The organism is Neotamlana sedimentorum (assembly GCF_000943565.1).
Lineage (GTDB): Bacteria > Bacteroidota > Bacteroidia > Flavobacteriales > Flavobacteriaceae > Neotamlana > Neotamlana sedimentorum.
The window spans coordinates 45447-68777 of record NZ_JTDW01000010.1; the positions used below are offsets into that span (position 1 = coordinate 45447).

20 protein-coding genes are annotated in these 23331 nt (G+C 33.0%); 13 read left to right on the forward strand and 7 right to left on the reverse strand.

What is annotated here, in order from left to right:
- Positions 1-27: 27 nt before the first annotated feature.
- Both ruvX and PW52_RS12565 read right to left on the reverse strand, forming a co-directional pair.
- On the reverse strand, positions 28-438 hold the full coding sequence (gene ruvX, locus PW52_RS12560) for a Holliday junction resolvase RuvX (RefSeq protein ID WP_044633312.1): 411 nt from the start codon (positions 436-438) through the stop codon (positions 28-30).
- A 91-nt stretch (positions 439-529) separates the two neighbouring features.
- Positions 530-823, reverse strand: a complete 294-nt coding sequence (locus tag PW52_RS12565) for a hypothetical protein (protein WP_044633313.1) — start codon at positions 821-823, stop codon at positions 530-532.
- A 317-nt stretch (positions 824-1140) separates the two neighbouring features.
- Between PW52_RS12565 and PW52_RS12570 the strand changes: the two genes are divergently transcribed.
- The gene (locus PW52_RS12570) at positions 1141-1956 is read left to right on the forward strand and encodes a 2,3,4,5-tetrahydropyridine-2,6-dicarboxylate N-succinyltransferase (protein ID WP_044633314.1); all 816 of its coding nucleotides are present in this window, start codon (positions 1141-1143) and stop codon (positions 1954-1956) included.
- Positions 1957-2032: 76 nt separating this feature from the next.
- Entirely contained in the window at positions 2033-3091 is a 1059-nt protein-coding gene (locus tag PW52_RS12575; protein WP_044633315.1) for a glycosyltransferase family 9 protein, read from the forward strand.
- Between the two features lie 74 nt (positions 3092-3165).
- Here the strand turns inward: PW52_RS12575 and PW52_RS12580 are convergent, their stop codons facing one another.
- Positions 3166-3990 carry a glycosyltransferase family 2 protein gene (locus tag PW52_RS12580; RefSeq protein ID WP_044633316.1) on the reverse strand — a complete coding sequence of 275 codons (825 nt, stop codon included), beginning with the start codon at positions 3988-3990 and terminating at the stop codon, positions 3166-3168.
- Positions 3987-4811, reverse strand: coding sequence for a glycosyltransferase family 2 protein (locus tag PW52_RS12585; protein ID WP_044633317.1), 825 nt, complete (start codon positions 4809-4811; stop codon positions 3987-3989). Before PW52_RS12585 ends, PW52_RS12580 begins: the two co-directional genes overlap by 4 nt.
- Positions 4812-4852: 41 nt before the next feature.
- On the opposite strand from PW52_RS12585, the gene PW52_RS12590 reads away from it, so the two are divergent.
- Together PW52_RS12590 and PW52_RS12595 are read left to right on the forward strand one after the other, a co-directional pair.
- The gene (locus tag PW52_RS12590) at positions 4853-5614 is read left to right on the forward strand and encodes a glycosyltransferase family 2 protein (protein WP_044633406.1); all 762 of its coding nucleotides are present in this window, start codon (positions 4853-4855) and stop codon (positions 5612-5614) included.
- Between the two features lie 10 nt (positions 5615-5624).
- Positions 5625-6470 (forward strand): glycosyltransferase, encoded by an 846-nt coding sequence (locus tag PW52_RS12595; RefSeq protein ID WP_044633318.1) that lies wholly within the window; start codon positions 5625-5627, stop codon positions 6468-6470.
- 3 nt (positions 6471-6473) lie between these two features.
- On the opposite strand, the gene PW52_RS12600 is transcribed toward PW52_RS12595, so the two are convergent.
- Both PW52_RS12600 and PW52_RS12605 read right to left on the reverse strand, forming a co-directional pair.
- Positions 6474-7247: a lipopolysaccharide kinase InaA family protein gene (locus tag PW52_RS12600; protein ID WP_044633319.1), complete on the reverse strand. Its 774-nt coding sequence runs from the start codon at positions 7245-7247 to the stop codon at positions 6474-6476.
- A complete protein-coding gene (locus PW52_RS12605; protein WP_044633320.1) occupies positions 7247-8398 on the reverse strand; it encodes a glycosyltransferase family 4 protein in 1152 nt (383 codons plus the stop codon). Before PW52_RS12605 ends, PW52_RS12600 begins: the two co-directional genes overlap by 1 nt.
- Positions 8399-8560: 162 nt before the next feature.
- Between PW52_RS12605 and PW52_RS12610 the strand changes: the two genes are divergently transcribed.
- The 5 genes from PW52_RS12610 to PW52_RS12630 are packed head-to-tail and all read left to right on the forward strand — an operon-like array spanning position 8561 to position 12605.
- On the forward strand, positions 8561-9118 hold the full coding sequence (locus PW52_RS12610; protein ID WP_044633321.1) for an L-threonylcarbamoyladenylate synthase: 558 nt from the start codon (positions 8561-8563) through the stop codon (positions 9116-9118).
- Between the two features lie 41 nt (positions 9119-9159).
- Positions 9160-10578 (forward strand): CCA tRNA nucleotidyltransferase, encoded by a 1419-nt coding sequence (locus PW52_RS12615; RefSeq protein ID WP_044633322.1) that lies wholly within the window; start codon positions 9160-9162, stop codon positions 10576-10578.
- 2 nt (positions 10579-10580) lie between these two features.
- Entirely contained in the window at positions 10581-11036 is a 456-nt protein-coding gene (locus PW52_RS12620; protein ID WP_044633323.1) for a GNAT family N-acetyltransferase, read from the forward strand.
- Positions 11033-12049, forward strand: coding sequence for a COX15/CtaA family protein (locus PW52_RS12625; RefSeq protein WP_044633324.1), 1017 nt, complete (start codon positions 11033-11035; stop codon positions 12047-12049). The genes PW52_RS12620 and PW52_RS12625 overlap by 4 nt, the downstream gene beginning before the upstream one ends.
- A 37-nt stretch (positions 12050-12086) precedes the next feature.
- Positions 12087-12605: an IS1096 element passenger TnpR family protein gene (locus PW52_RS12630; RefSeq protein ID WP_044633325.1), complete on the forward strand. Its 519-nt coding sequence runs from the start codon at positions 12087-12089 to the stop codon at positions 12603-12605.
- 9 nt (positions 12606-12614) lie between these two features.
- Here the strand turns inward: PW52_RS12630 and PW52_RS12635 are convergent, their stop codons facing one another.
- A complete protein-coding gene (locus tag PW52_RS12635) occupies positions 12615-13676 on the reverse strand; it encodes a hypothetical protein (protein ID WP_044633326.1) in 1062 nt (353 codons plus the stop codon).
- 122 nt (positions 13677-13798) lie between these two features.
- Between PW52_RS12635 and PW52_RS12640 the strand changes: the two genes are divergently transcribed.
- The 4 genes from PW52_RS12640 to PW52_RS12655 all read left to right on the forward strand — a co-directional run bounded on the left by PW52_RS12640 (position 13799) and on the right by PW52_RS12655 (position 23294).
- Positions 13799-14701 carry an ABC transporter ATP-binding protein gene (locus PW52_RS12640; protein ID WP_044633327.1) on the forward strand — a complete coding sequence of 301 codons (903 nt, stop codon included), beginning with the start codon at positions 13799-13801 and terminating at the stop codon, positions 14699-14701.
- A 7-nt stretch (positions 14702-14708) separates the two neighbouring features.
- Complete coding sequence (locus tag PW52_RS12645) at positions 14709-15533, forward strand: ABC transporter permease (RefSeq protein ID WP_044633328.1); 825 nt, start codon at positions 14709-14711, stop codon at positions 15531-15533.
- A gap of 29 nt (positions 15534-15562) precedes the next feature.
- Entirely contained in the window at positions 15563-18271 is a 2709-nt protein-coding gene (locus tag PW52_RS12650; protein WP_044633329.1) for a T9SS type B sorting domain-containing protein, read from the forward strand.
- A 142-nt stretch (positions 18272-18413) separates the two neighbouring features.
- A complete protein-coding gene (locus tag PW52_RS12655; RefSeq protein ID WP_044633330.1) occupies positions 18414-23294 on the forward strand; it encodes a T9SS type B sorting domain-containing protein in 4881 nt (1626 codons plus the stop codon).
- Positions 23295-23331: the final 37 nt, after the last annotated feature.

Consider the following 23331-nt stretch of genomic DNA (forward strand, 5'->3'; position numbering starts at 1 on the left):
AACGTATTGTTACAAAAAGTTAATATTTTATTTTGAATACAGATAATTCTGTAAAATTAAGGTAGCGCTTATTTCATCTATTAATGCTTTGTTTTGTCGCTGTTTCTTTTTTAATCCGCTGTCAATCATGGTTTGAAATGCCATTTTTGAGGTGAAACGTTCGTCTACGCGTTCAATTTTAATATTAGGCATATTCTTTTGTAACTTAGATATAAACTCTTTTATATACTTTTCGCTTTGTGAAGCCGTATTATCCATTTGTTTAGGTTCTCCAATAACAAATAATTCTACTACTTCTTTGTTAATATATTCCTGTAAAAAGTTTAATAAATCTTTAGTATCTATCGTAGTTAACCCCGATGCAATTATTTGTAATTCATCTGTTACAGCTATACCTGTACGCTTTGTTCCAAAGTCTAATGCCAAAATTCTCCCCATAAAACAAAGGTAATAAAAATAGGAAAAGCTGTTTTTACAAACAGCCTTAGTTAAATGTTAACCTTAAATTAATAATATTTGAACGTTGTTATTAAGCCTTAACAGCTTTATTTGATTTAGGAAATACAACAGTAATATTTCCTGCATTTCTTTCTCTAATTAAGTATTTTCTAATATCGCTAGCTCCACGAGCAATAGTTTTCTTTAACTCGTCGGCATCAATTAATAAAGTTTCGTTTTCAATTTTAACTTGTGTAGCGATAATTTCGTTATCATTTTCAACAGTAACAGTATTTACAGTTTCAGTAACTTCAGAAGTATTTTGAGCAGAAGCAAAAGAAACACTTAATAAAAAAACTAATAATATGTATAAATTTGTTTTCATGTGACTGTTGTTGTTTTACACTTCAAATATATACCGACGGCGGGTTTCAAACGCAAAAAAATAGTTGTAAACACTAGTATTTTCGTTTATAAGACCAGTGGCATATTTTGCTCGTTAAACCGATTAAAAGCAGCATTTTACGGGTTAAATACACGAAATTTGTAATTAAACGAACGAAACCTGCCATTCAAAGACAAACATACCGTTCATCGAGTAAAAAAATGAGTCTTTTTTTCTATAAACTGAACATTTAAGAACGACTTAATCATGTTTTTTTGAGTATACCTATTATATTTGCCAAAAAATTAAATCATACAATGACTGAGTTACAACAAATCATAGAAAAGGCGTGGGATGACCGCTCGCTTTTAAAAGATGAAGCTACTACCAATGCGATTAGAGCTGTAATTGAAAAATTAGACAAAGGCGAATTACGAGTAGCTGAACCAACTGCAGATGGATGGCAAGTGAATGAATGGGTAAAGAAAGCTGTTGTGCTTTATTTCCCAATTCAAAAAATGGAAACTTTAGAAGCCGGTGTATTTGAATACCATGACAAAATGCCTTTAAAAACAGACTATGCTGGGCAAGGTGTTCGCGTTGTTCCTGGTGCTTCTGCACGTCAAGGCTCTTACCTATCTCCTGGTACTATTTTAATGCCTAGTTATGTAAATATTGGTGCTTATGTAGATGAAGGTACAATGGTTGACACATGGGCTACTGTTGGTAGTTGTGCACAAATTGGAAAGCATGTCCACCTTTCTGGTGGTGTTGGTATTGGTGGTGTTTTAGAGCCATTACAAGCTGCTCCGGTTATTATTGAAGACAATGTATTTGTAGGATCTCGCTGTATTGTTGTTGAAGGTGTACACGTTGAAAAAGAAGCTGTTTTAGGAGCTAACGTTGTATTAACCATGAGTACAAAAATTATTGACGTTACTGGAGATGAACCTTTAGAAATGAAAGGTCGCGTACCGGCTCGTTCGGTTGTAATTCCTGGAAGTTATACTAAAACATTCCCTGCTGGAGAATATCAAGTACCATGTGCTTTAATTATTGGTAAGCGTAAAGAAAGTACAGATAAGAAAACGTCTTTAAACGATGCGCTTCGTGAAAATGATGTTGCGGTTTAAAACAAACACTATATTCACTCCCAAATTCTTAAATTATCAATTCGGAATTTGGGAGTTTTTTTATACTTACTTTTAGATGAAAATATTAATTATTCAACAAAAAATGATTGGTGATGTGCTTACCAGTAGCATTTTATTTGAAGCCTTGAACGTTGAATTTCCTGAAGCCCAGTTAGACTATTTAATAAACGAGCACACCTCTCCGGTTATAAAACACCATCCGTTTATTAACAATGTTATTTACTACACCAAAAAGGAAGCTAAAAGTAAAAAAGCCTTATTTAGGTTTGCACAACGCATTAAAAAGGAAAAATACGATATTGTTATTGATGTTTACTCCAAATTCTCCAGTAATGTGATAAGTTACATATCTTCTGCAAATATTAGAATCTCAAAGTACAAATGGTACAGTGCGTTTATTTATACCCATACCTTTGCAGATGCTACAACCCCTAAAACACCTGCAGGTTTAGCCATAGAAAATAGATTACAACTTTTAAAACCTATTTTAAACTATAAGCCTAAAAACCAAACTCCTAAAATTTATTTAACACCAGAAGAGCTTAAACATTCCAAAGCATTTTTACTGAATCATGGCTTGGACTTGTTAAAGCCTATTTATATGATAAGTGTTTTAGGAAGCAGCCAAAAGAAAACTTATCCTTTTAATTACATGGCCGAACTCCTTGATGCCCTTGTTATTGCAACCCAAGGTCAAATTCTTTTTAATTATATTCCAAATCAAGAAGAAGACGCCAAAGCCATTTACAATACGTGTAAACCAGAAACACAAAAACACATTAAATTTGATGTTTTTGGTAAAACCCTACGCGAATTTATTGCCATAACCAAACACTGTACCGCCCTAATAGGTAACGAAGGTGGGGCTGTAAATATGGCCAAAGCTATTGATGTACCAACGTTTACCATTTTTTCTCCTTGGATTACAAAAGCCGCCTGGAATATGTTTGAGGATGGAAAAACTCACGTTTCTATACATTTAAACGACGTAAAACCCGAACTTTACACTAATACATCGAAAAAATACTTAAAAGCGAATTATAAAAGCCTCTATAAAGCTTTTACACCTAATTTAATTGTAGACCAATTAAAACTCTTTTTAGAAGAAAACTAGTTTTTTAATAAGAACCTGAAACACGTTCAGGTTGACAAACACTACATAAATTGTTGATTTATCAAACATAAATCTCAATCCTTTTTAACAATACCGTAATCGGTCCAAGCAAGTTTTTCCTTTTTTGTAGTGGCCCTAATTGCTAAATTTTTGTTTATAGATTCTTGAGTTTTATAACCTCTAGGGTGGTCCAGATGCACGCAAATAGCACTATACCTAATTTGCTTCGATTTTATACCATAATTAAACAACCGCTCGCCCAATTCACGATCTTGCCCACCGTACTGCATGCGCTCATCAAAGCCATTTATCGCTAAAATATCTTTTTTCCAGCCCGATGCGTTATGTCCATTCCAACTTGGTGTTGTAGGCGTCACCGCATTTAAAAACTTGGCTTTAAAACCCTTAGCTGTTAGTTTGTTATTTTTAAAAGATGCTTTTAAACCTTTTAACTTTAACCAAGCCGCGTTAAATGGATTTTGATTAAAAATATCGTCTTTGGTTATAGCTTTGGATATATCCATGGGTAGCATAAAATAACCTCCAGACAAAAAATAACCTGGTTCTTTTTTATCAACATGTACTTGTACAAAATCTTCTCGTGCCATACAATCGCCATCACTCATTAAAATGTAATCGGCATTACATTTTAAAACCGCCTTGTTTAATATTTGCGACTTTTGAAATCCGTTATCCTCATGCCAAACGTGAATAATAGGATAATCGACAAGCTTTTGCATTTTTTCAATTAAACTAAAGGTTGGTTGTTTCGAGCCATCGTCGGCAATTACCATTTCAAAGTTTTTAAAGCTTTGTTTGTGGTAACTCCACATTACTTTTTCTAACCAAGCTTCAGCATTGTAAGTACTTATTATTACAGATATTTCAGGTTGCTTCATTCGTATTTTGTTATACCAAATTTGGTAACTACAGTTTTGTTCTTTTTATTGTTTTGCCTTATTTTCTTGTTCAACTTTAGGGTTTCTTCATTTTTATAAGGTCTATGGTGGTGCAAATGTACACAAATGGCACTATATCTAATTTGTAAAAATGTTACTCCTTTATTCATCATGCGCTCACCAACTTCACGATCTAACCCGCCGTATTGCATTTGCTCGTTAAAGCCATTTACTGCCAACATATCTTTTTTCCAACAAGATACATTCATGCCATCAAAGGTTGCTTTGGTGGGCGTTACTGTGTTTAAAAACTTAGCTTTAAACTTATGCTTAGTTAATTTATTTAATTTGAAAGACTTAGGCTGACCGTGACTTAACAACCAATTTTTATTAAAACATTCCTGATTTTCAACTACTTTATTCGTTATTTTTTCTGAAACTTCTTGAGTTAATTTAAAATATCCTCCAGAAAGTGCCGAATTTTCTTTTTGAAGACTTAGATGTGTTTCCACAAAATCTTTTCTAGCTATACAATCGCCATCTGTAAAAATTAAATAATCTGCATTAGTTTTACGTATGGCTTTATTTAAAATTTCGGTTTTTCTGAAGCCTTTATCTTCGTGCCAAACATAATTAATTACCAAGTTTGTATTCTCCTTAAAATCTTCAATAACTTGTTTTGTTTCATCTCCAGAACCATCATCGGCAATAATAAGTTCAAAATTTTTAACAGTTTGTAGGCTGTAACTTAACAATACCAATTTTAAAAATTCTGGCTTATTATAGGTTGTAATTATAACTGATGCAAGCGGCTTGTCCATACCGTAAAATTAAGTATTTTTACCCTAAATTATATGCATTAATGCTTAAACTATCTGGTGTTATTATTACCTACAACGAAGAAGACAAGATTGAAACCTGCCTGCAATCTTTAGTTGGTATTGTTGATGAAATTGTTGTAGTCGATTCCCTTTCAACAGACCACACCAAAGCCATTTGCCAGAAATATAACGTCACTTTTATTGAACAAGCTTTTTTAGGTTACGTCGAGCAGAAAAACTTTGCTTTAAGTAAAGCAACCTACAACCATGTGGTATGTTTAGATGCCGATGAGTATTTATCGGAAACCTTAAAACAATCGATTTTAAATTTGAAATCGAATTGGGTTTACGATGGTTATATCGCAAAGCGATTAAATTATTTTTGCGGACAGTGGATTAAGCACACCACCTGGTATCCTGATAAAAAACTCCGTGTTTTTGATAAAACTAAAGCAAAATGGGGCGGTTTAAACCCACACGACTCGGTAAAGTTTTTTAATAAAGATAGTAAAGCTGCACTGCTAAAAGGTGATATTTTACACCACACTTACCAAAGTTATTCCGAATTTAACCAGCGTGTAGAGAAGTTTTCAAGCATATCGGCCGAATCAAATTTTAAACTTGGAAAGAAAGCACCTGTTTATAAAATCATTTTAAACCCTACTTGGGCTTTTATACAATCGTATATTGTAAAACTTGGTTTTTTAGATGGCTTAAACGGATTTATAATATCTGTACAAACTGCCAATATTCGGTTTTTAAAGTATATAAAATTGCGTGAATTAATTAAGAAGAATAGTTAAAAACAACAATATGTTTGATCATTATATAGTGACCCGATTTAATTTAAGACGAGAAGACTGGACTCATAACAAGCGCCAGCAAGTGGTTTTAACTGATCTTTGGTTAAAAAACAGGTTTGAGTTATTTACAAACTTTTGCTTTTCGAGTGTTGCGGCACAAACTAATAAAAATTTTACTTGGCTAGTATATTTTGATGTTAATACACCTGAAACATATAAAGAAAAAATAAAAGATTTAGAAAACGCGTCTGCTCAATTTAGACCTGTTTTTGTTGATGGCATGACGCAGTTTTTACCAGATTTACAAAGTAAATTAGCTGCCAGCCCTAAAGAGTACGTTATAACAAGTGGTTTAGATAATGACGACTGTTTAAGTATTCATTTTGTAAACGAAGTACAAAAACAGTTTAATAAACAAGATTATTTAGCATTAGATTTTATTGATGGCTACACTTTACAAATCACACCACAGGTTAGAGTTGGATACAAACTTCAAAAATTTAATCCGTTTATATCGCTAATAGAGAAAAACGAAAACCCAAAAGGCATGTATTACAGAAAACACATGCACTGGAAATATGAAACCAAGCTAAAAACCATTGGAGATTGCCGTATTTGGTCTTCTATAATTCATGAAGAAAATATGATTAATGAATTTACAGGTTTTAGTAAAGTTGATATCAATTACTTTTTAACTCACTTTAAGCTATCTAAACAAAAACAAGAATTTATATTAGCTAACAATGTTCCGCAAAACAAATGGTTTATTACCAGTTTTAGAAACTATTTAGATTCGTATTTTAAATACTACAATAAAATTCTAAAACGTAAATTGGGATTGTATAAAGAAAAGTAAGTGCTATTTTCTTTTTTTTCTCCAGAAAAAGTACTTTTTCTTAAAACGCTCTCTGGCCTTAAATTTATGTGAAAATTGTTTTGAAAAATACAACATACGCTCTTTAACTTGAGCTTCTGTTTTATCATCTAAAAGTGTGGCATATTCGCTTGACATTACCGAAAGCATTTTTCCGCGCGGCGATAAACGTGCAAAATTATTCATTCTTGCATCAAAATCCATTTCTTCAAAATTCATTCGGTTTAAATCTACCAAATAAAATTCGTAACCGGTTTCGGTTTTCTTTATTAATGTATTTCCTGGTGAATGATCTAGAAAATTAATTTTGTTTTCGTGTAACTTAAATGTAAACCGCGTAAAGGCTCTTAAAATCTGATCGTAATTTGGGTAATTATCATCATCAACTAATGCTCTTATGGTAAAATCATAATTAAAATGCTTACTCAAATAATAGCTTTTTTTAAACAATCCGAATTGTTTATATTCAAAATAACCAATAGGTTCTGGCGTTTTAATTCCTAGAGCTAATAATTTTTTAGCGTACTCAAAAGAGCGTCTGGCTTTGCTTTTCCTAAAAAAACTATATGCCAGCTGATTAACTAAATTTGGTATTTTAAATGATTTTATAACTACTTTAAAATCATTTAAATCGAAAATTTTAAGTTTATTTCGATTTTGATTCGTGAATTTTTCTCCGCGCGCATCAAACTTCTCTACAAATTCGTTTAGCGCAGCTTCATTTATTTTATAATTGCTATCTATTCGTACATTCTTCATTAACTGACTTCTCTATTGTTTTCAGCTATTAAAACTTCATTTAATTCTTCAAACATTTTATTTGCAATCACTTCTTTAGTAAAGTTATTTTTTAAAAACTCGTAACCATTAGTTTTAAACTTTTCTTGAAGCTCTTCATCTTGCAGTAAAAGTTCTACTTTATCAGCAAAATCAATAGGATTTTCCACTTTTGCTAACAACGCTGTTTCTTTATCTATTACCAACTCTGGAACTCCTCCTGCGTTAGCAGCTACAACTGGGATTCTACAAGCATATGACTCTAAAATCACTCCTCCCGCTGGTTCATCTTTAGAGGTGAATAAAAACAAATCAAATTCTGGTAAAATCTCTGGAATATCTGTTCTAAATCCAGTAAATATAATATGCTCTTCAAGATTTAATGCTTTTACTTGAGCTCGCACTTGAGCTTCTAAGGCCCCCTTACCAACAAGAATATATTTGGCTTTAATATTATTTCTAGATACTAGTTCTTTTACTGTATTAACCCAAGTAAAATGATCCTTAAAATCACTAAAGTCGGCAATATTACCAATTATTTTATAATCATCCGGAATATTAAATTCTTTGTGTAAAATTCCCGTTTTTTTAGTTTTTGTAAACTTTTTAATATCTGTTAAAATACCAACAATACGAAGCTTTGACGTATCTTTTACAGCAAACTTTAAAACATCTACAACAGGCTGTGTAATACATAATATCTTTTTTATGCCTTTGTAGTTGTATTTCCATTTTCTAAAGAAGTTTGTATCAACACGCTTCGTTAAGGTACGACAAAGCACTAAAGGTATTTTTAACCCAAATAACAAGGATGAAATTACTGCTAAGGTATGCGCCTTACTGCTATGAATAAAAAGCATATTTGTATTTTTTTCATTGCATATAGCTTTTAATTTTTTTGAAAATTTTAAATCGTACTCCGATTTTAAATCAAATGTTATGACTTGCATTCCTTTACTCTCGGCAACTTTACTTATCTCAGAATCATGCGGACAAATAATCCATTGATCTTCAACTAAGCCATAATCTTTAAAAGCTTCGTATAAATAAATAATTTTCTGTTCGTGTCCTCTCCAAGATGTGCCGGCAGTAAACTGTATTAAACGCATTGTAATTTTTTCTTTTTTAGGCATAACCTCTATTTGAATTGAAAAAGCAACAGTAAAATTAATTACACCTTAAAATATAATGAAACAAAACTAGTATTTTAGCCAACGTAATTACGAATTATAATGCTTTAGATTCGCAAAATAACGAAAACAATAAAATTAGACCTATAAAAACGAATACATTTCATGCAAACCGAAATTAATAACGCTCTTAAAACCCTTAAATCTGGTGGCATTATACTCTACCCCACCGATACTGTTTGGGGCATTGGTTGCGATGCCACAAACCCAGAGGCCGTAAAAAAAATATACCATTTAAAGCAACGCGAAGACAGTAAAGCTTTAATTTGCTTGGTTGCCGACGATAGAATGTTAAAAAACCACGTGGCACAAGTACCTAAAGCGGCTCAAGATATTATTGATGTTAGCGAAAAGCCAACCACAATTATTTACGACCAAGCCAAAAATTTAGCACCTAATTTAATTGCTGAAGATGGTAGTATTGCCATTAGGATTCCAGACGACGATTTTTGCTTTTGGCTTACACGCAGACTTAATGGCGCACTCGTTTCTACGTCTGCAAATATTAGTGGTGCTCCTACGCCTAAATCCTTTAAAGAAATAAGTGTCGATATTTTAAATGGCGTAGATTATGTTGTAAATTTGCAAAAAGAAAAAGTTTGCAACAAACCATCGTCTATTATAAAAATTAGTAATAATGGTGTGTTTAAAATTATACGCTAATAGTCGCCACCTTAATATTCAAAAATTCGTGGCAATTAAAAATGAATTACAAAGAAGCTCTTCAAAATAAAATTTTCAAAATAATTTCGCAATCTGCACAAGAACTTAAGCTAGATGCTTATGTTATTGGCGGTTTTGTTCGCGATTATATTTTACAACGCGGTAATGCTAAAGATATCGATGTTGTTGCTATTGGCAGTGGCATAAATTTAGCAAAACAAGTTGCTAAAAACTTACCAAACCAACCTAAAGTTCAAATTTTTAAAACTTACGGAACAGCCATGTTACGTTATGAAGATGTTGAAATTGAATTTGTTGGAGCCAGAAAAGAATCGTACACCGAAAACAGCCGAAACCCATCGGTTGAAAACGGCACGCTTCAAGACGATCAAAACCGTCGTGATTTCACAATAAATGCATTAGCCTTAAGCCTAAACGCAGCTAATTTTGGTGATTTGCTTGATCCTTTTGGTGGTATTACAGATTTAAATAAAAAAATCATTCGTACCCCGCTCGATCCAGACATTACGTACAGCGACGACCCATTACGTATGATGCGCGCCATTCGTTTTGCCTCTCAATTAAATTTTAAAATTGAAGCAGAATCACTAAAAGCCATTTCTAGAAATAATAAGCGCATTAAAATAATTACTAACGAGCGTATTGTTACCGAACTCAATAAAATTTTAGAAAGCGAAAAACCGTCAATTGGCTTTATGTTACTAGAAAAAACAGGACTTTTACAATATATTTTACCAGAATTAACAGCTTTAAAAGGTATTGATGAAGTTGAAGGCCAGCGCCATAAAGACAACTTTTATCATACCCTAGAAGTCGTAGATAATATTGCCAAAAACACCAATAATTTATGGCTACGATGGGCTGCTTTATTGCACGATATTGGTAAAGCGCCCACAAAACGATTTAGTAAGAAAGTGGGTTGGACCTTTCATGCGCACGAATTTGAAGGCTCAAAAATGGTTTTTCACTTATTTAAACGCCTTAAAATGCCATTAAATGACAAAATGAAATTTGTCCAGAAAATGGTATTTATGAGTTCGCGCCCCATTGTTTTGGCTAACGACGAAGTTACAGATTCTGCTGTGCGACGTCTTGTTTTTGATGCTGGCGATTATGTAGATGATTTAATGACGCTTTGTGAAGCCGATATTACCACCAAAAACCCAAAAAAGTTTAAAAAGTATCACAATAACTTTAAAATAGTTCGTGAAAAAATTGTTGAAGTTGAAGAGCGCGATCACATTCGTAATTTTCAACCTCCAATTTCTGGAGAAGAAATTATGCAAACGTTCAACCTAAAACCTTGCAGGCAAATAGGTGTAATAAAAGAAGCCATCAAAGAAGCTATTCTTGAAGGCGATATACCAAACGAACACGAAGCAGCCTATAAACTCATGCTTAAAAAAGGAGAAAAACTTGGGCTAAAAACAAGCGTTTAACCATGTTAAAAATTGAAAGAACAAACTCTGAAAACCAGAACTTTATTAACTTGGTTAAACAGCTAGACAATTATTTAACTGTTGTTGATGGCGATGAGCACGACTTTTACAATCAATACAATAATATTGATGTTTTAAAACATTGTGTTGTTGCTTTCTTAAATGATAAACCTGTTGGTTGTGGCGCCTTTAAACAATTCGATGACAATTTGGTTGAAATTAAACGCATGTTCACATCGCCAGAAGCTCGTGGTAAAAATATTGCTACAACTGTGTTACATGCTTTAGAAGATTGGGCTGCAGAGCTTAATTACAAAGCTAGTATTCTTGAAACAGGGAAAAGGCAAATTGAAGCTGTTAGTTTTTATAAAAAAAACAAGTATCAAATTGTTCCTAATTTCGGTCCTTATAAAAATGTTGAAAACAGCCTGTGTTTTAAAAAAGTATTTGAAAAATGAAGAAAGACAACAAAAAAGTAATTTACTGGTTATTTACGGGGTGTTTACTCATTTTCATAATGGTAATTGTTGGCGGTATAACACGTTTAACACATTCTGGTTTGTCAATTTCAAATTACAAACTTATTTCGGGAACTATTCCTCCAATGAATGACACCGAATGGCAAGAAGCTTTCAATTTATACAAACAATACCCCGAATATCAAAAATTAAACAATCACTTTAATCTTCAAGATTTTAAAGACATTTATTTCTGGGAATGGCTACACCGTGTTATTGGCAGGTTTATTGGCTTGGTATTTTTTCTGCCTTTTGTTTATTTTTTAATTACAAAGCAACTTAGTAAACCAACAATAAAAAAAGCTATTGTTTTATTGTGTATGGGAGCTTTTCAAGGTTTTTTAGGTTGGTATATGGTAAAAAGCGGATTAATTGATAATCCAGACGTAAGTCACTTTAGGCTCGCTGCCCATTTAACTACCGCTTTTTTAACCTTTGCCTATACGTTTTGGGTCGCTCTAGATTTAATTTATCCAAGCAAAAAAGAAATCAATATTCCGTTTAGAAATCTTTTACGTTTAACCTACTTTATAATAGTTTTACAAATTATTTACGGCGCATTTGTTGCCGGTTTAGACGCTGGTTTTATTCACAACCACTGGCCGTTAATGAATGAAGGTAAATTTATGCACGAAACCGTATATATTGAACAATCACCGCTAATAAAAAACTTTTTCGAAGGTAAAAGCGGCGTACAATTTATACACCGATGCTTAGCGTATATAGTTGTTGCTTGCGTTGTATTAGTTTATATTAAATCGAGAAAACTCATTTTAACTTTACCTCAAAATCGAGCAGTAAATAGCATTTTAATTGTAGTATTTTTTCAATTTGTACTAGGTGTATTAACTATTATGCTTCAGGTTCCAGTTTGGTTAGGCGTTGCACATCAAATAGGTGCATTTTTCTTATTAACAGCCATAACATTTACATTACACAGGTTTACAAAATAACATAAAAAGACTACCTTTGTAGCCTAATTTTTTACAAATGATTTATAGGTTTAGAGTTATACTGGACAACGATACGACAGATGAAGATGTTTTTCGCGATTTAGAAATTCGTGAAACCGATTCTCTTGAAGAATTACACAACATTATTACCCAGTCGTTTGGGTTTGATGGTAGCGAAATGGCATCGTTTTACCTTAGTAATGATGCATGGGAACAAGGTGAAGAAATTTCGTTGTTCGATTTAAGCGATGATGGCTCTGCACGTTTAATGAACGAAACTTCGCTTGATAGCGTGGTTCACGAAGCCCAAACTAAACTTATTTACGTTTACGACTTTTTAAGTATGTGGACTTTTTATGTAGAATTAGCTGAAATTGTTGATGAATCTGAAGGTCACGACTACCCTAACCTAATGTTTGTACAAGGCCAAGTACCAGACAACGCACCAGAGAAACAATTTGAAGCCGATTTAGATGATAGTTTTAACGATGAGTTTGAAGATGGTCTTGATGTAGACGATTACGACAACCTAGACTTCGACGAACATTGGAATTAAGTTGAAAAACTACTTCAATTTATCTAAACTTACATTTTCGTAATTTCTGGTTAAAAACTCCAACGAGTATTTTAATATTTCGCCCATTCCTTTACAGTTTTTAAAATTGATATCTTGGGTGTAATCAAATATTTTCTCGGTTAGTAATTTTATATTGTCATCGTTCGAAATTCTGTCGCCTTCCATACAACTTAACAACTCGCCAATGCGGTTATGGTAACTTTTAAGTCGTTTTACTAAAATAGATCGTTCTTCGGTTTTGTACTGTCCTATGGATAATTTTTGCATGCTGCTTGAAACCAATTCCACCATTTTTAAATTTTCTTTAAAAAACTGTGGTCTGTAAATATTGAACTTACCCTCGTAAGATTGTTGATCGAAATCTATAGCCCTAATTTTATAAACCACATGGTCGAAATCGTGTGTTGGCACAATAACATAATTATACGAACGCATATCGCCTAAAAGTCGTATCATACAACGCTCGTTAAACTTTACAAACTCCTTGGCTATTTGAGATTTTTCAGATTTATCACATTTATCCAAATGGTTTTTTATAAATTCATCACCCGGAATTCCTGCAATGTGTTCTTCAATTAAAGTATTATTGTACACCAAAAAATTCAAATTATAAGGCGATAACATATGCTCTAATTCTAGTCCATAAACACGAGAAGCATCAGCCGTCTTCACATAAAAATAGGTGTAATTATCGTTTAAAATGTTTCTAACTTTTATTCGGAACGGTTTCGAGTTACCAAAGGTGCAATAATCAATAGCATCAACACTTAAAAACGGAATAGTTTCTTCATTTCCATCCGAATGTAAAATGGTATATACCTTTTTTAACGATAAATCAATTTCTTCACGTTCAAATTCGTTATAGTAAACACGAATCCATAAAGTATCGTTATCATCTTTATCGTAAACCACAATCGAACCTTGAAAACGAAGCAAATCATCATAAAAAATAGGAATTTTAATATTACGATTGTATTCGGTTAAATAATTATTTAATTGCGCATTTATAGGAAACGACGGTTTCTTTTTAGAAATTTTTAAGTCTTGCATAGCGTAAAGTTATTTAAAAAATAACAAAGCACTTTATTTTATATGTAACAAAATTAAACTGCTGTCGTCTTACTTCTAACTAACACTTACCAGTTACCTTGGTAATTAAAACCTAAAATAGCTTGGATTCGATTCTTACAATTAATAATCTCACCAAAAAATTTGGCAGTTTAACCGCCGTAAATAACCTCTCGTTCACAATAAACAAAGGCAATGTTTATGGTATTTTGGGACCAAATGGAAGCGGAAAATCTACAACCCTTGGAATTGTTTTAAATGTTGTAAATAAAACCGAAGGAAATTTTCATTGGTTTGATGGCAACATTACTACGCATGATGCTTTAAAAAAAGTAGGCGCCATTATTGAACGCCCGAACTTTTACCCATACATGACTGCTGAACAAAACTTAAAATTGGTTTGCAAAATTAAGGGTGTTAATGAAAGTAAAATTGACGAAAAACTAGAAATTGTTGGTCTTTTAGATCGTAAAGAAAGTAAGTTTAAAACCTATTCGTTAGGAATGAAACAACGTTTAGCCATTGCTTCTGCCCTATTAAACGATCCAGAAATTTTGATTTTAGATGAACCAACAAATGGTTTAGACCCTCAAGGTATTCATCAAATTAGAGAAATTATAAAACAAATTGCAGCCCAAGGCACCACAATTTTATTAGCATCGCACTTGCTTGATGAAGTTGAAAAAGTATGCTCGCACGTTGTTGTACTTCGCAAAGGTGTAAAATTATATTCTGGTCGTGTTGATGAAATGATTTCTAGCCATGGTTTTTTCGAATTAAGGTGCGATAATCAAAACACATTAATTCAATTACTTGAAAACAACTCTAAATTTGGAAAAATAAAAATTGAAGATCAGCTCGTTACGGCATTTTTAAACGAACCTATGAAATCGGACGACCTCAACAAATTATTGTTTGAAAACAATATTATATTAACGCATCTGGTTCAACGCAAAGAAAGTCTAGAAGAACAATTTTTAAAATTAACCGACAATCAAAAAAACTAACCGCAGCATGTTTAGACTTTTAAATCTAGAACTACAAAAACTACTGTTAAATCGCACTAGTAAAATATTAATTTTTGTATCATTTATACTTCCCTTTTTTGTTATTCTTTTGTCCTCGTTAAAAATCAATGTATTTGGGTTTTTCACATTAGAATTAGGAGAATTAGGCGTATTTAACTTTCCAATAATCTGGCATTTAACCACCTTTTTTGCATCGCAATTCAAGTTCTTTTTTGCCATAGTTGTTGTAAGTATGATTGGTAACGAATACAGCAATAAAACCCTAAAACAAAACCTAATAGATGGTTTAAGTAAAAAAGAATTTATACTTTCTAAATTTTATACCATTGTATTCTTTTCATTAATTTCAACCGTTTTAATTGCCTTAATATCGCTTTGTATTGGCTTGTATTATTCCAGTTATAACGAATTTTCAATAATTATACAGCAAACCAATTTTTTGTTGGCCTATTTTGTTAAGCTCATTGGCTTTTTTAGCTTGTGCTTATTTTTTGGCATGCTTGTAAAACGATCGGCATTTGCACTCGCCTTTTTATTTATTCTTTTTATTGTAGAATGGATTACTTTTGGGTTAATTACTTGGCAATCCGACCATCAATTTGCCGAAAAAATTCAAAATTTTTTTCCGCTTAAGGCCATGTATAAACTTATCGATCAGCCTTTTCAACGTATTGCAATGAGTAAGTTTCCCGAAAAAAGTGAATTGGTTTACGACTATGCAGTACATTGGAACGAATTGATTATAGTTTTAGGCTGGTCGGCTTTATTCGTCTTTTTATCATATAGATTATTAAAAAAACGAGATTTGTAATATCTTTGGTAGCAATCGCTATTTAAAAGATGAAAAAATTATACATAGTCTTTATTTTATTTACTGTTGTTTATGGGCACTCTCAAAACCAAGCTGCCAACTGGTACTTCGGAGAAAATGCTGGAATTAATTTTAATACCCTAACCGGTGAAGTTACGCCTTTAACCGACGGTAATTTATATACTCGCGAAGGTTGTACATCAATATCAGACGAAAACGGTAATTTATTATTCTACACCGATGGCTCTACTGTATTTAACAGAAACCATGACGTCATGGTTAATGGTACAGGATTAATTGGTGATTTTTCTAGTACACAATCGGCCATTATTGTTCCAAAACCTCAAAATCCAACTATTTATTACATTTTTACTGTAGATGAACAAATTACCCAAAATAATCCGGTAAACCGCGGTTTAAACTATTCCGAGGTAGATATGAGTTTAGATGGTGGTTTGGGTGCTATTACAAATAAAAATATTAACCTAGTTAATGAGTGCTCCGAAAAGGTTACAGCTGTTTTAAAAGATTGTGTAGACGAAACATTTTGGGTAGTTACTTTTGCAAACCAAAACGGTACAGGCTTCCCGTTTAACACGTTTTATGCTTTCGAGGTGGATATTAATGGCATTAATAACACACCCGTAAAATCAACGTTTACCACCTTAAACACGAATGATGGTCGAGGTTACTTAAAGCTCTCTCCGGATGGTACTAAAATGGCATGTGCTAATGCCTCTGAAAATTTGCATTTGTTCGATTTTGATACGACCACAGGGAAATTTACAAACGATATATTACTAAAAAATTCATCGGGAAATTTTAACCCTTATGGTATAGAATTTTCACCAAATAGTGAGATGCTGTACATAACCTATTCCAATGACTATTTTGGAGCTGGTAGCGAAAACCCTGAAAACCATACCTCAATACTAGCTCAATATTATTTAAAAGCACCTATTATTCGTGATTCGGAAGTTATTTTAGACAACCGACAACTATACCGTGGAGGTTTACAGCTAGGTCCGAACGGAAAAATTTATAGAGCATTAAGTGCAACTTACGATCAAGGCTTACCTTTTTTAGGCGTAATTGAAAACCCTAATGTACAAGGATTATTATGTAACTATATTCATAACGCGATTGATTTATCTCCTGCTAATTCATCGCAAGGATTACCGCCATTCGTTTCATCATTTTTTAACACGCAAATCGATATTATAAAAAATGGTGATTCATCGAGTAGCTTAACACTTTGTGATGGCGAAAATTACAAACTGGAATCGCTAAAAATTCCAGGAGCAACTTACCAATGGTATCAGGATGAAACTCTAATACCAGAGACCGATTTTGATTTAGATATTTCACAACCTGGAAAATACCAAGTGTATATCGAACCTAACAATGGTGAATGTGCTATTGAGGGTCATGCTTTTGTTTCATTTTTACCAAATCCAACGGCAGTAAATACAACACTATTACAATGTGATGAGGACGGCAACCCTGATGGTTTAACAACATTTAATTTAAACGAAGCTTACAATAACTTAGTAAATAACGAGCCAGACCGAAGTGCTATATTTTATAGCGATGCTTCAAGAACTGTAGAAATTACACCAGAATCTTTTAATAACACGTCCAATCCTCAAACTATTTATGTTGAAGTCTTTAATGATGACACGGGCTGTTCAAGTTATTGTGAATTAACCCTTAGTGTAAGCGTTACCGATGTTAATGATGTTAATTTCCCTGCGGCTTGCGACGACGATGGCTCTGAAGACGGTTTTCACCGCTTTAACTTAAATGAAGCCGACAGTCTTGTACTCGTAGGTCATCAACAAAATTTAAATCTTAGTTATTACGAAACTTATGACGATGCGCTTTTAGAGGAAAACGCTCTAAACACAAATTACGTTAATACCACACCTTATTCCCAAGTTATATACGCTCGTGTAGAAAACAATAACAATTGTTATGGCATAAGCGAAGTACAACTTACTGTTCATAAACTTCCCGAAATAGATACCGAAGACATAACAAATTATTGCCTAAATTTTCATCCAGATACCATACCAATTAACGCCGGTATTTTAGAAGGAACACCAAATGAATACACCTATAATTGGTCCACTGGAGAAAATACTTTTGAAATTAATATCAATCAAGCTCAAAATTACACTGTTACGGTAACTAACGCAAATGGCTGCTCGAAATCAAGAACGGTAACTGTGTCACCTTCAAACGTGGCTCAATTTGAAAAAATAGAAGTACAAGATGTCTCAAAAAATAACACTATAACTGTTTTTGTTACAGGAAATGGCGAGTACGAGTATCAATTAATCGATAGTGAAAACAGCCTTATTAAACCTTATCAAGCAAGCCCAGTTTTCGAAAATGTTTCTCCTGGAATATACACCGTTTATGTTCAAGACACTAAAAACAACTGTGGTGAAGTTAGCGATTTGGTTTCGGTAATAGGATTTCCTAAATATTTTACTCCAAACAACGATGGTATTAACGATACCTGGCAAATTGCAGGGGTAAATAACATGTTTCAACCCAATACCAAAATTTTAATTTTTGATAGATATGGAAAACTATTAACAGAGTTAAATCCTACAGGCGAAGGTTGGAATGGAAAATACAAAGGCAAACCATTGCCGGCAGACGATTATTGGTTTGCGGTAACACTACAAGATGGTCGGGTTTTTAAAAACCACTTTTCGTTAAAAAATTAATTACCTTAACAAGATAAATTACCATTCTACTATTTTATTTGGGGGTTTAATTTAAATAATTTATTTTTCAGAAAAATATATTTTGTAATTTACAATTATAAAATACAATCCCTAAAAATCTAGAAATAACCCTACAATAGCTATGCGATATTTTTACTATATCCTATTTTTTCTTTTAAGCTTTAGTAAATTTAGCTTTTCTCAAAAAATAACTATTGACAGTTCCATAGGGTTAGAGCCATTAATACAAAATAACTTAGTAGATGGTTGTGTGGATATATCAAACATAAACTCAAGCGTAAATGGAAGCTCTTATGGTTTTCCGAGTTACGGTTATTTTGAAAGAGGTAGTTCTAATTTTCCGTTTTCGCACGGTATTGTATTATCTACTGGAAGTGCAGAATCGGGTGGTAATTCAGAACGAACTCCAACACTTAGTGAAGGCTCTTCAACATGGGGAACCGACCCAGATATTGAAACTGCTTTAGGTATAACTAATACCGTTAATGCCACTTCAATTGAATTTGATTTTATTTCAATTTCGAATCAATTTAATTTTAATTATTTATTTGCTTCAGAAGAGTATTTTGAATATAACCCCTGTCGATTAACTGAAGGTTTTGTATTCTTAATTAAAGAAGCTGGAACCACAAATCCATATCAAAACATTGCACTAGTTCCATCTACAACTACGCCAGTAAGCACAAACTCTGTTCATCCAGAAATTTTTGGTGTTTGTGCCGCCCAAAACGATCAGTATTTTGATGGTTATAATGTGGGAGACACTAATTACAATGGGCGTACAACTATATTGAATGCTTCTGGAAATATACAACCAAATGTTACTTATCATATTAAATTAATCATTGCTGACATCACCGACGGCACATTCGATTCGGCTGTATTTATAGAGGGTGATAGTTTTAATATACTAGATTTAGGAGATGATATTGAAACCTGTGCAGCCTCAACTTTATTAGATGCTAACATAAACAACCCACTTGCTACATATACCTGGTATTTAGATGGAAATTTAATTTCCGGTGCAATTTCACCAACCTATAATGCTACAGAAAGCGGCACTTATAACGTAGAAGTGACAGTTCCTGTAAATGGTGCCGATTGCATGGAAGAAGATGAAATTATAATTACCCTAAACTCAGAAGAACCTATAGATTCTATTTCTGATTATGAATTATGCGATGACCCGAGTGAAGACGGCATTGAAGTATTCGACTTAACCACAAAAAACGACGAACTCATTGCTAACATTCCGTTTACGAATTATGATTTTTCATACCACTATTCCGATTTAAATGCTAGAAATAATATTAATCCTATTTTAACTCCAATTTCCAATGCATCAAATCCGCAACTAATTTATGTTAGAATTGATGATTTAGATAGCGATTGTTTTGCTTATACAACCTTCAATTTAATTGTAAATCCTTTACCCCAGATTACACCACCTAGCGATTTAAATATTTGTGATGGCGATGATAATGCAGACGGATTTACAATAATATATCTTTCTGAAAAAGATGATGAGATTACAGGAGGAAATACCAATTACAGCGTTAGTTATCATTATAATTCTTTAGATGTTTCTACAGGTGACAATCCAATTTCAATACCATATATAAACAGTTCTACTCCTAACGAAACGGTTTATGTTCGTATTGTCGATACAACCACTGGTTGCGTTAATACAACTACGCTTAATGTAAATATTACAGTAAGCCCGATTGTAAATAGAGACACGCAATATCTTGACGCTTGTGATACCGATTTAGATGGTTCTGCTACCTTCGATTTAACGGAAGTAATTGACGAAATTCTTAATGGATTAACCGGTGTTTCAACTACATTTCATATTTCTAGAGACGATGCAGAAACTGGCGATAATCCTATTGCAGACGAAACAAATTATCAATTTACCAATGCCATCGCTGAACCTGGTTCGGCAAGTATTTATTTAAGAATAGTAGATGATGCCTCAGGATGTCATAGTATTGTTCCTTTTGAAATTCATACCAATCTGCTTTTAACAGGAACAAATACGGGAGATTACGCTCTTTGTGATGATAACGATGATGAAAATGATACCCTAAACTTTAATTTACTTACTGTTGAAGCATACATTTCTAACGATTTACCACTACCAGTTACCGTTACCTTTTATGAAACCGAAGAGGATCGTGATAATAATGTTAACGCCCTTGATAAATCACAACTATACTCGGCTACAAGTCCAGACGTTTTATACATTAGATTAAGTAACGGAGAATGTTCCGAAAAGTCCCAAATTACTTTACTAATAAACCCAATATTACTATTTGAAAACGCGGTTATACCCTATTGTGATGACGACGACGACGGCATTGCTAGTATAGATTTACATTCACTTGATGGTATTATTTCTAGTAATAATCCAAATTTTAGAGTGACCTATTTTGAAAGCGATATCGATGCACAAATTGACATTAATCAACTTCCTCCTTTTTATAATAACACCGGCCCAATTGAAACGCTTTACGCCCGAATTGAAGCTATAAATTCTGGATGTTTTACTGTAAACCCATTTAGAATTGAAGTTTACACCGCCCCAACAACAAATCAACCCGATAATATTGTTGTTTGTGATAACGACCTTGATGGTGAAACACTAGTAAATTTAAACGATAAAATTCCTGAAATTGTAAGTAACACTACTGGTTTAAAAATAGATTTTTTTACTAGTTTTGAAGATGCCGATTTAAACCAAAACACTATACCCGAAACACAACGAAATGCCTACAATACTGGCACCCAAACAATTTATGTTAGAGTTGAGGATATTGTAACGGACACCAACTGCTACTCTATTGTTCCTTTTGAAATAATTGTGAATACGCTTCCTGATTTTCCAACTATTAGTAACTATCAAATATGTGAAGATGATGGCGATGCCTTTGCCGATTTTTTATTAGTGGAAAAAGATGAAGAAATTTTAAATGGACAAACAGGAAAAGAAGTATTATACTTTGAAGATGCCGCATTGACCAATCAGATAGATAAAAATGCGGTATATAGAAATCGTACAAGTCCACAAACCATTTACGTAAAAGTAGAAAATATTACAGATCCATATTGTTACGGTACAAGCTCTTTTATACTGCAAGTTTCTCCCGACCCTATTTACAATCAAATTATTGATTACTTAATTTGTGATGACGACAGTAATGATGGTATTCATAACTTTGATCTAAGTACAAAAGTTACTGAAATATCCCAAGGCTCTCCCGATGTATTAAATATTTCATTTCATTCCAATCGCGTTGATGCTCAAAATAACCAAAATCAGTTACCGCTCGATTTTACGAATACTTCTAATCCACAAAGTTTATATGTGCGAATAGAAAGTGAAGATTCTTTATGTTTTGTGATTGAAGAATTAGGCATCAACATTATTTCAACACCAGATATTACACCTGTTACAGCGCCACTGGTTGCATGTGATGCAGATTACGATGGTGAAACCATATTTGATTTAACCACCGCAGATTACGAAATTTTAGATCGTCTTCAAGACAATCTAATTATAAACTACTTCGAAAATTTTGAAGATATTAATCCAGATGATGGATTAGATAACTCTCAAGAAATTACAAATCCTACGGCTTTTAGTTCGGTTGCTAAAACGGTTTACATAAAAGTAGCTAATGAGGTTACTGGTTGTTATAGTATTAATACAGTAGAATTGTTGGTAAATTTACCACCTGCAACAAATAGCATTTCAACGGTTCAAATTTGCGATAACGACACAAATACTTACGATTTATCCTTAGTAAACAATATGCTTGTTAACGATGCTACTGCGGTAACAATAAGTTATCACGATACTCTTGATGATGCCGAAAATAACCAAAACCCAATTAACAGCACCTACAATTATACAGCTAATAGTCATGACATATTTTATCGAATAACCAATCCGGAGACAGGATGCCATATTTCGATACCAATTACATTACAAATTAATGAAAACCCTATTCCCAACACACCAAACAATTTAATAGCTTGTGATGACGATTTTGATGGCTTGTTAGTCTTCGATTTAACTAGCCAAAACACAAGTATTTTAAACGGTTTAAACTCCTCAGAATATACTATCTCATATTATAGCAATTTAGACGATGCCAATAATGCTACCAATGCCTTAACCAATAATTATGAAGCTTTTAACGACGAAATTATTTATGTTCGTTTAGAAAACAATCAAACTAATTGTTATGGTACAACGCAATTTAACATCTATATTGATGCCTTGCCACAAGTTTCTATAGAAGATATAGAACCTTTATGTGTTAACGATTTACCTTTAATTTTAGATGCTTCAACCGGTAATCCTAACGATACCTTTTTGTGGTCTACTGGTGAAACTACACCACAAATAGAACTGTCCGATGCCAGTCAAGTTGGCGATTATTGGGTTACAGCAACCACAACTCACACAAATTCTAACAGCTGTACTTTTACTAAATCGTTTACTGTAGTTGAATCGCAATCGGCAGATATAGAATTTACCACAAAAGTAGATTTTGAAGATCCAAATAGTATTACGGTAAGTGTAAATGGCATTGGAAATTATGTTTTTATTTTAGATGATGGAGAACCCCAAACGTCTAATGTTTTTCAAAATGTAACTTATGGACTGCATACAATTACAATAAGAGATATTTTTGGTTGCGATGATGTAACTACCGAAGTTATGGTTATTGATATTCCAAAATATTTCACCCCAAACAACGATAGCTATAATGATACTTGGCATATTGTAGGTATAGAAGAAATACCAGGAACCATTGTTTATGTATATAGCCGTTATGGTAAACTTTTAAAAACACTTATGGACACATCGCATGGTTGGGATGGTACATTTAATGGTTATAACATGCCCGCAGACGATTATTGGTATGTGGCAGATATAATTCAAAATGGAGAAACCTTTAAATTAAAAGGCCATTTCACCTTAAAACGTTAACCAATCTTTTGCGTGTTTTTGACCGAATTACACTTCA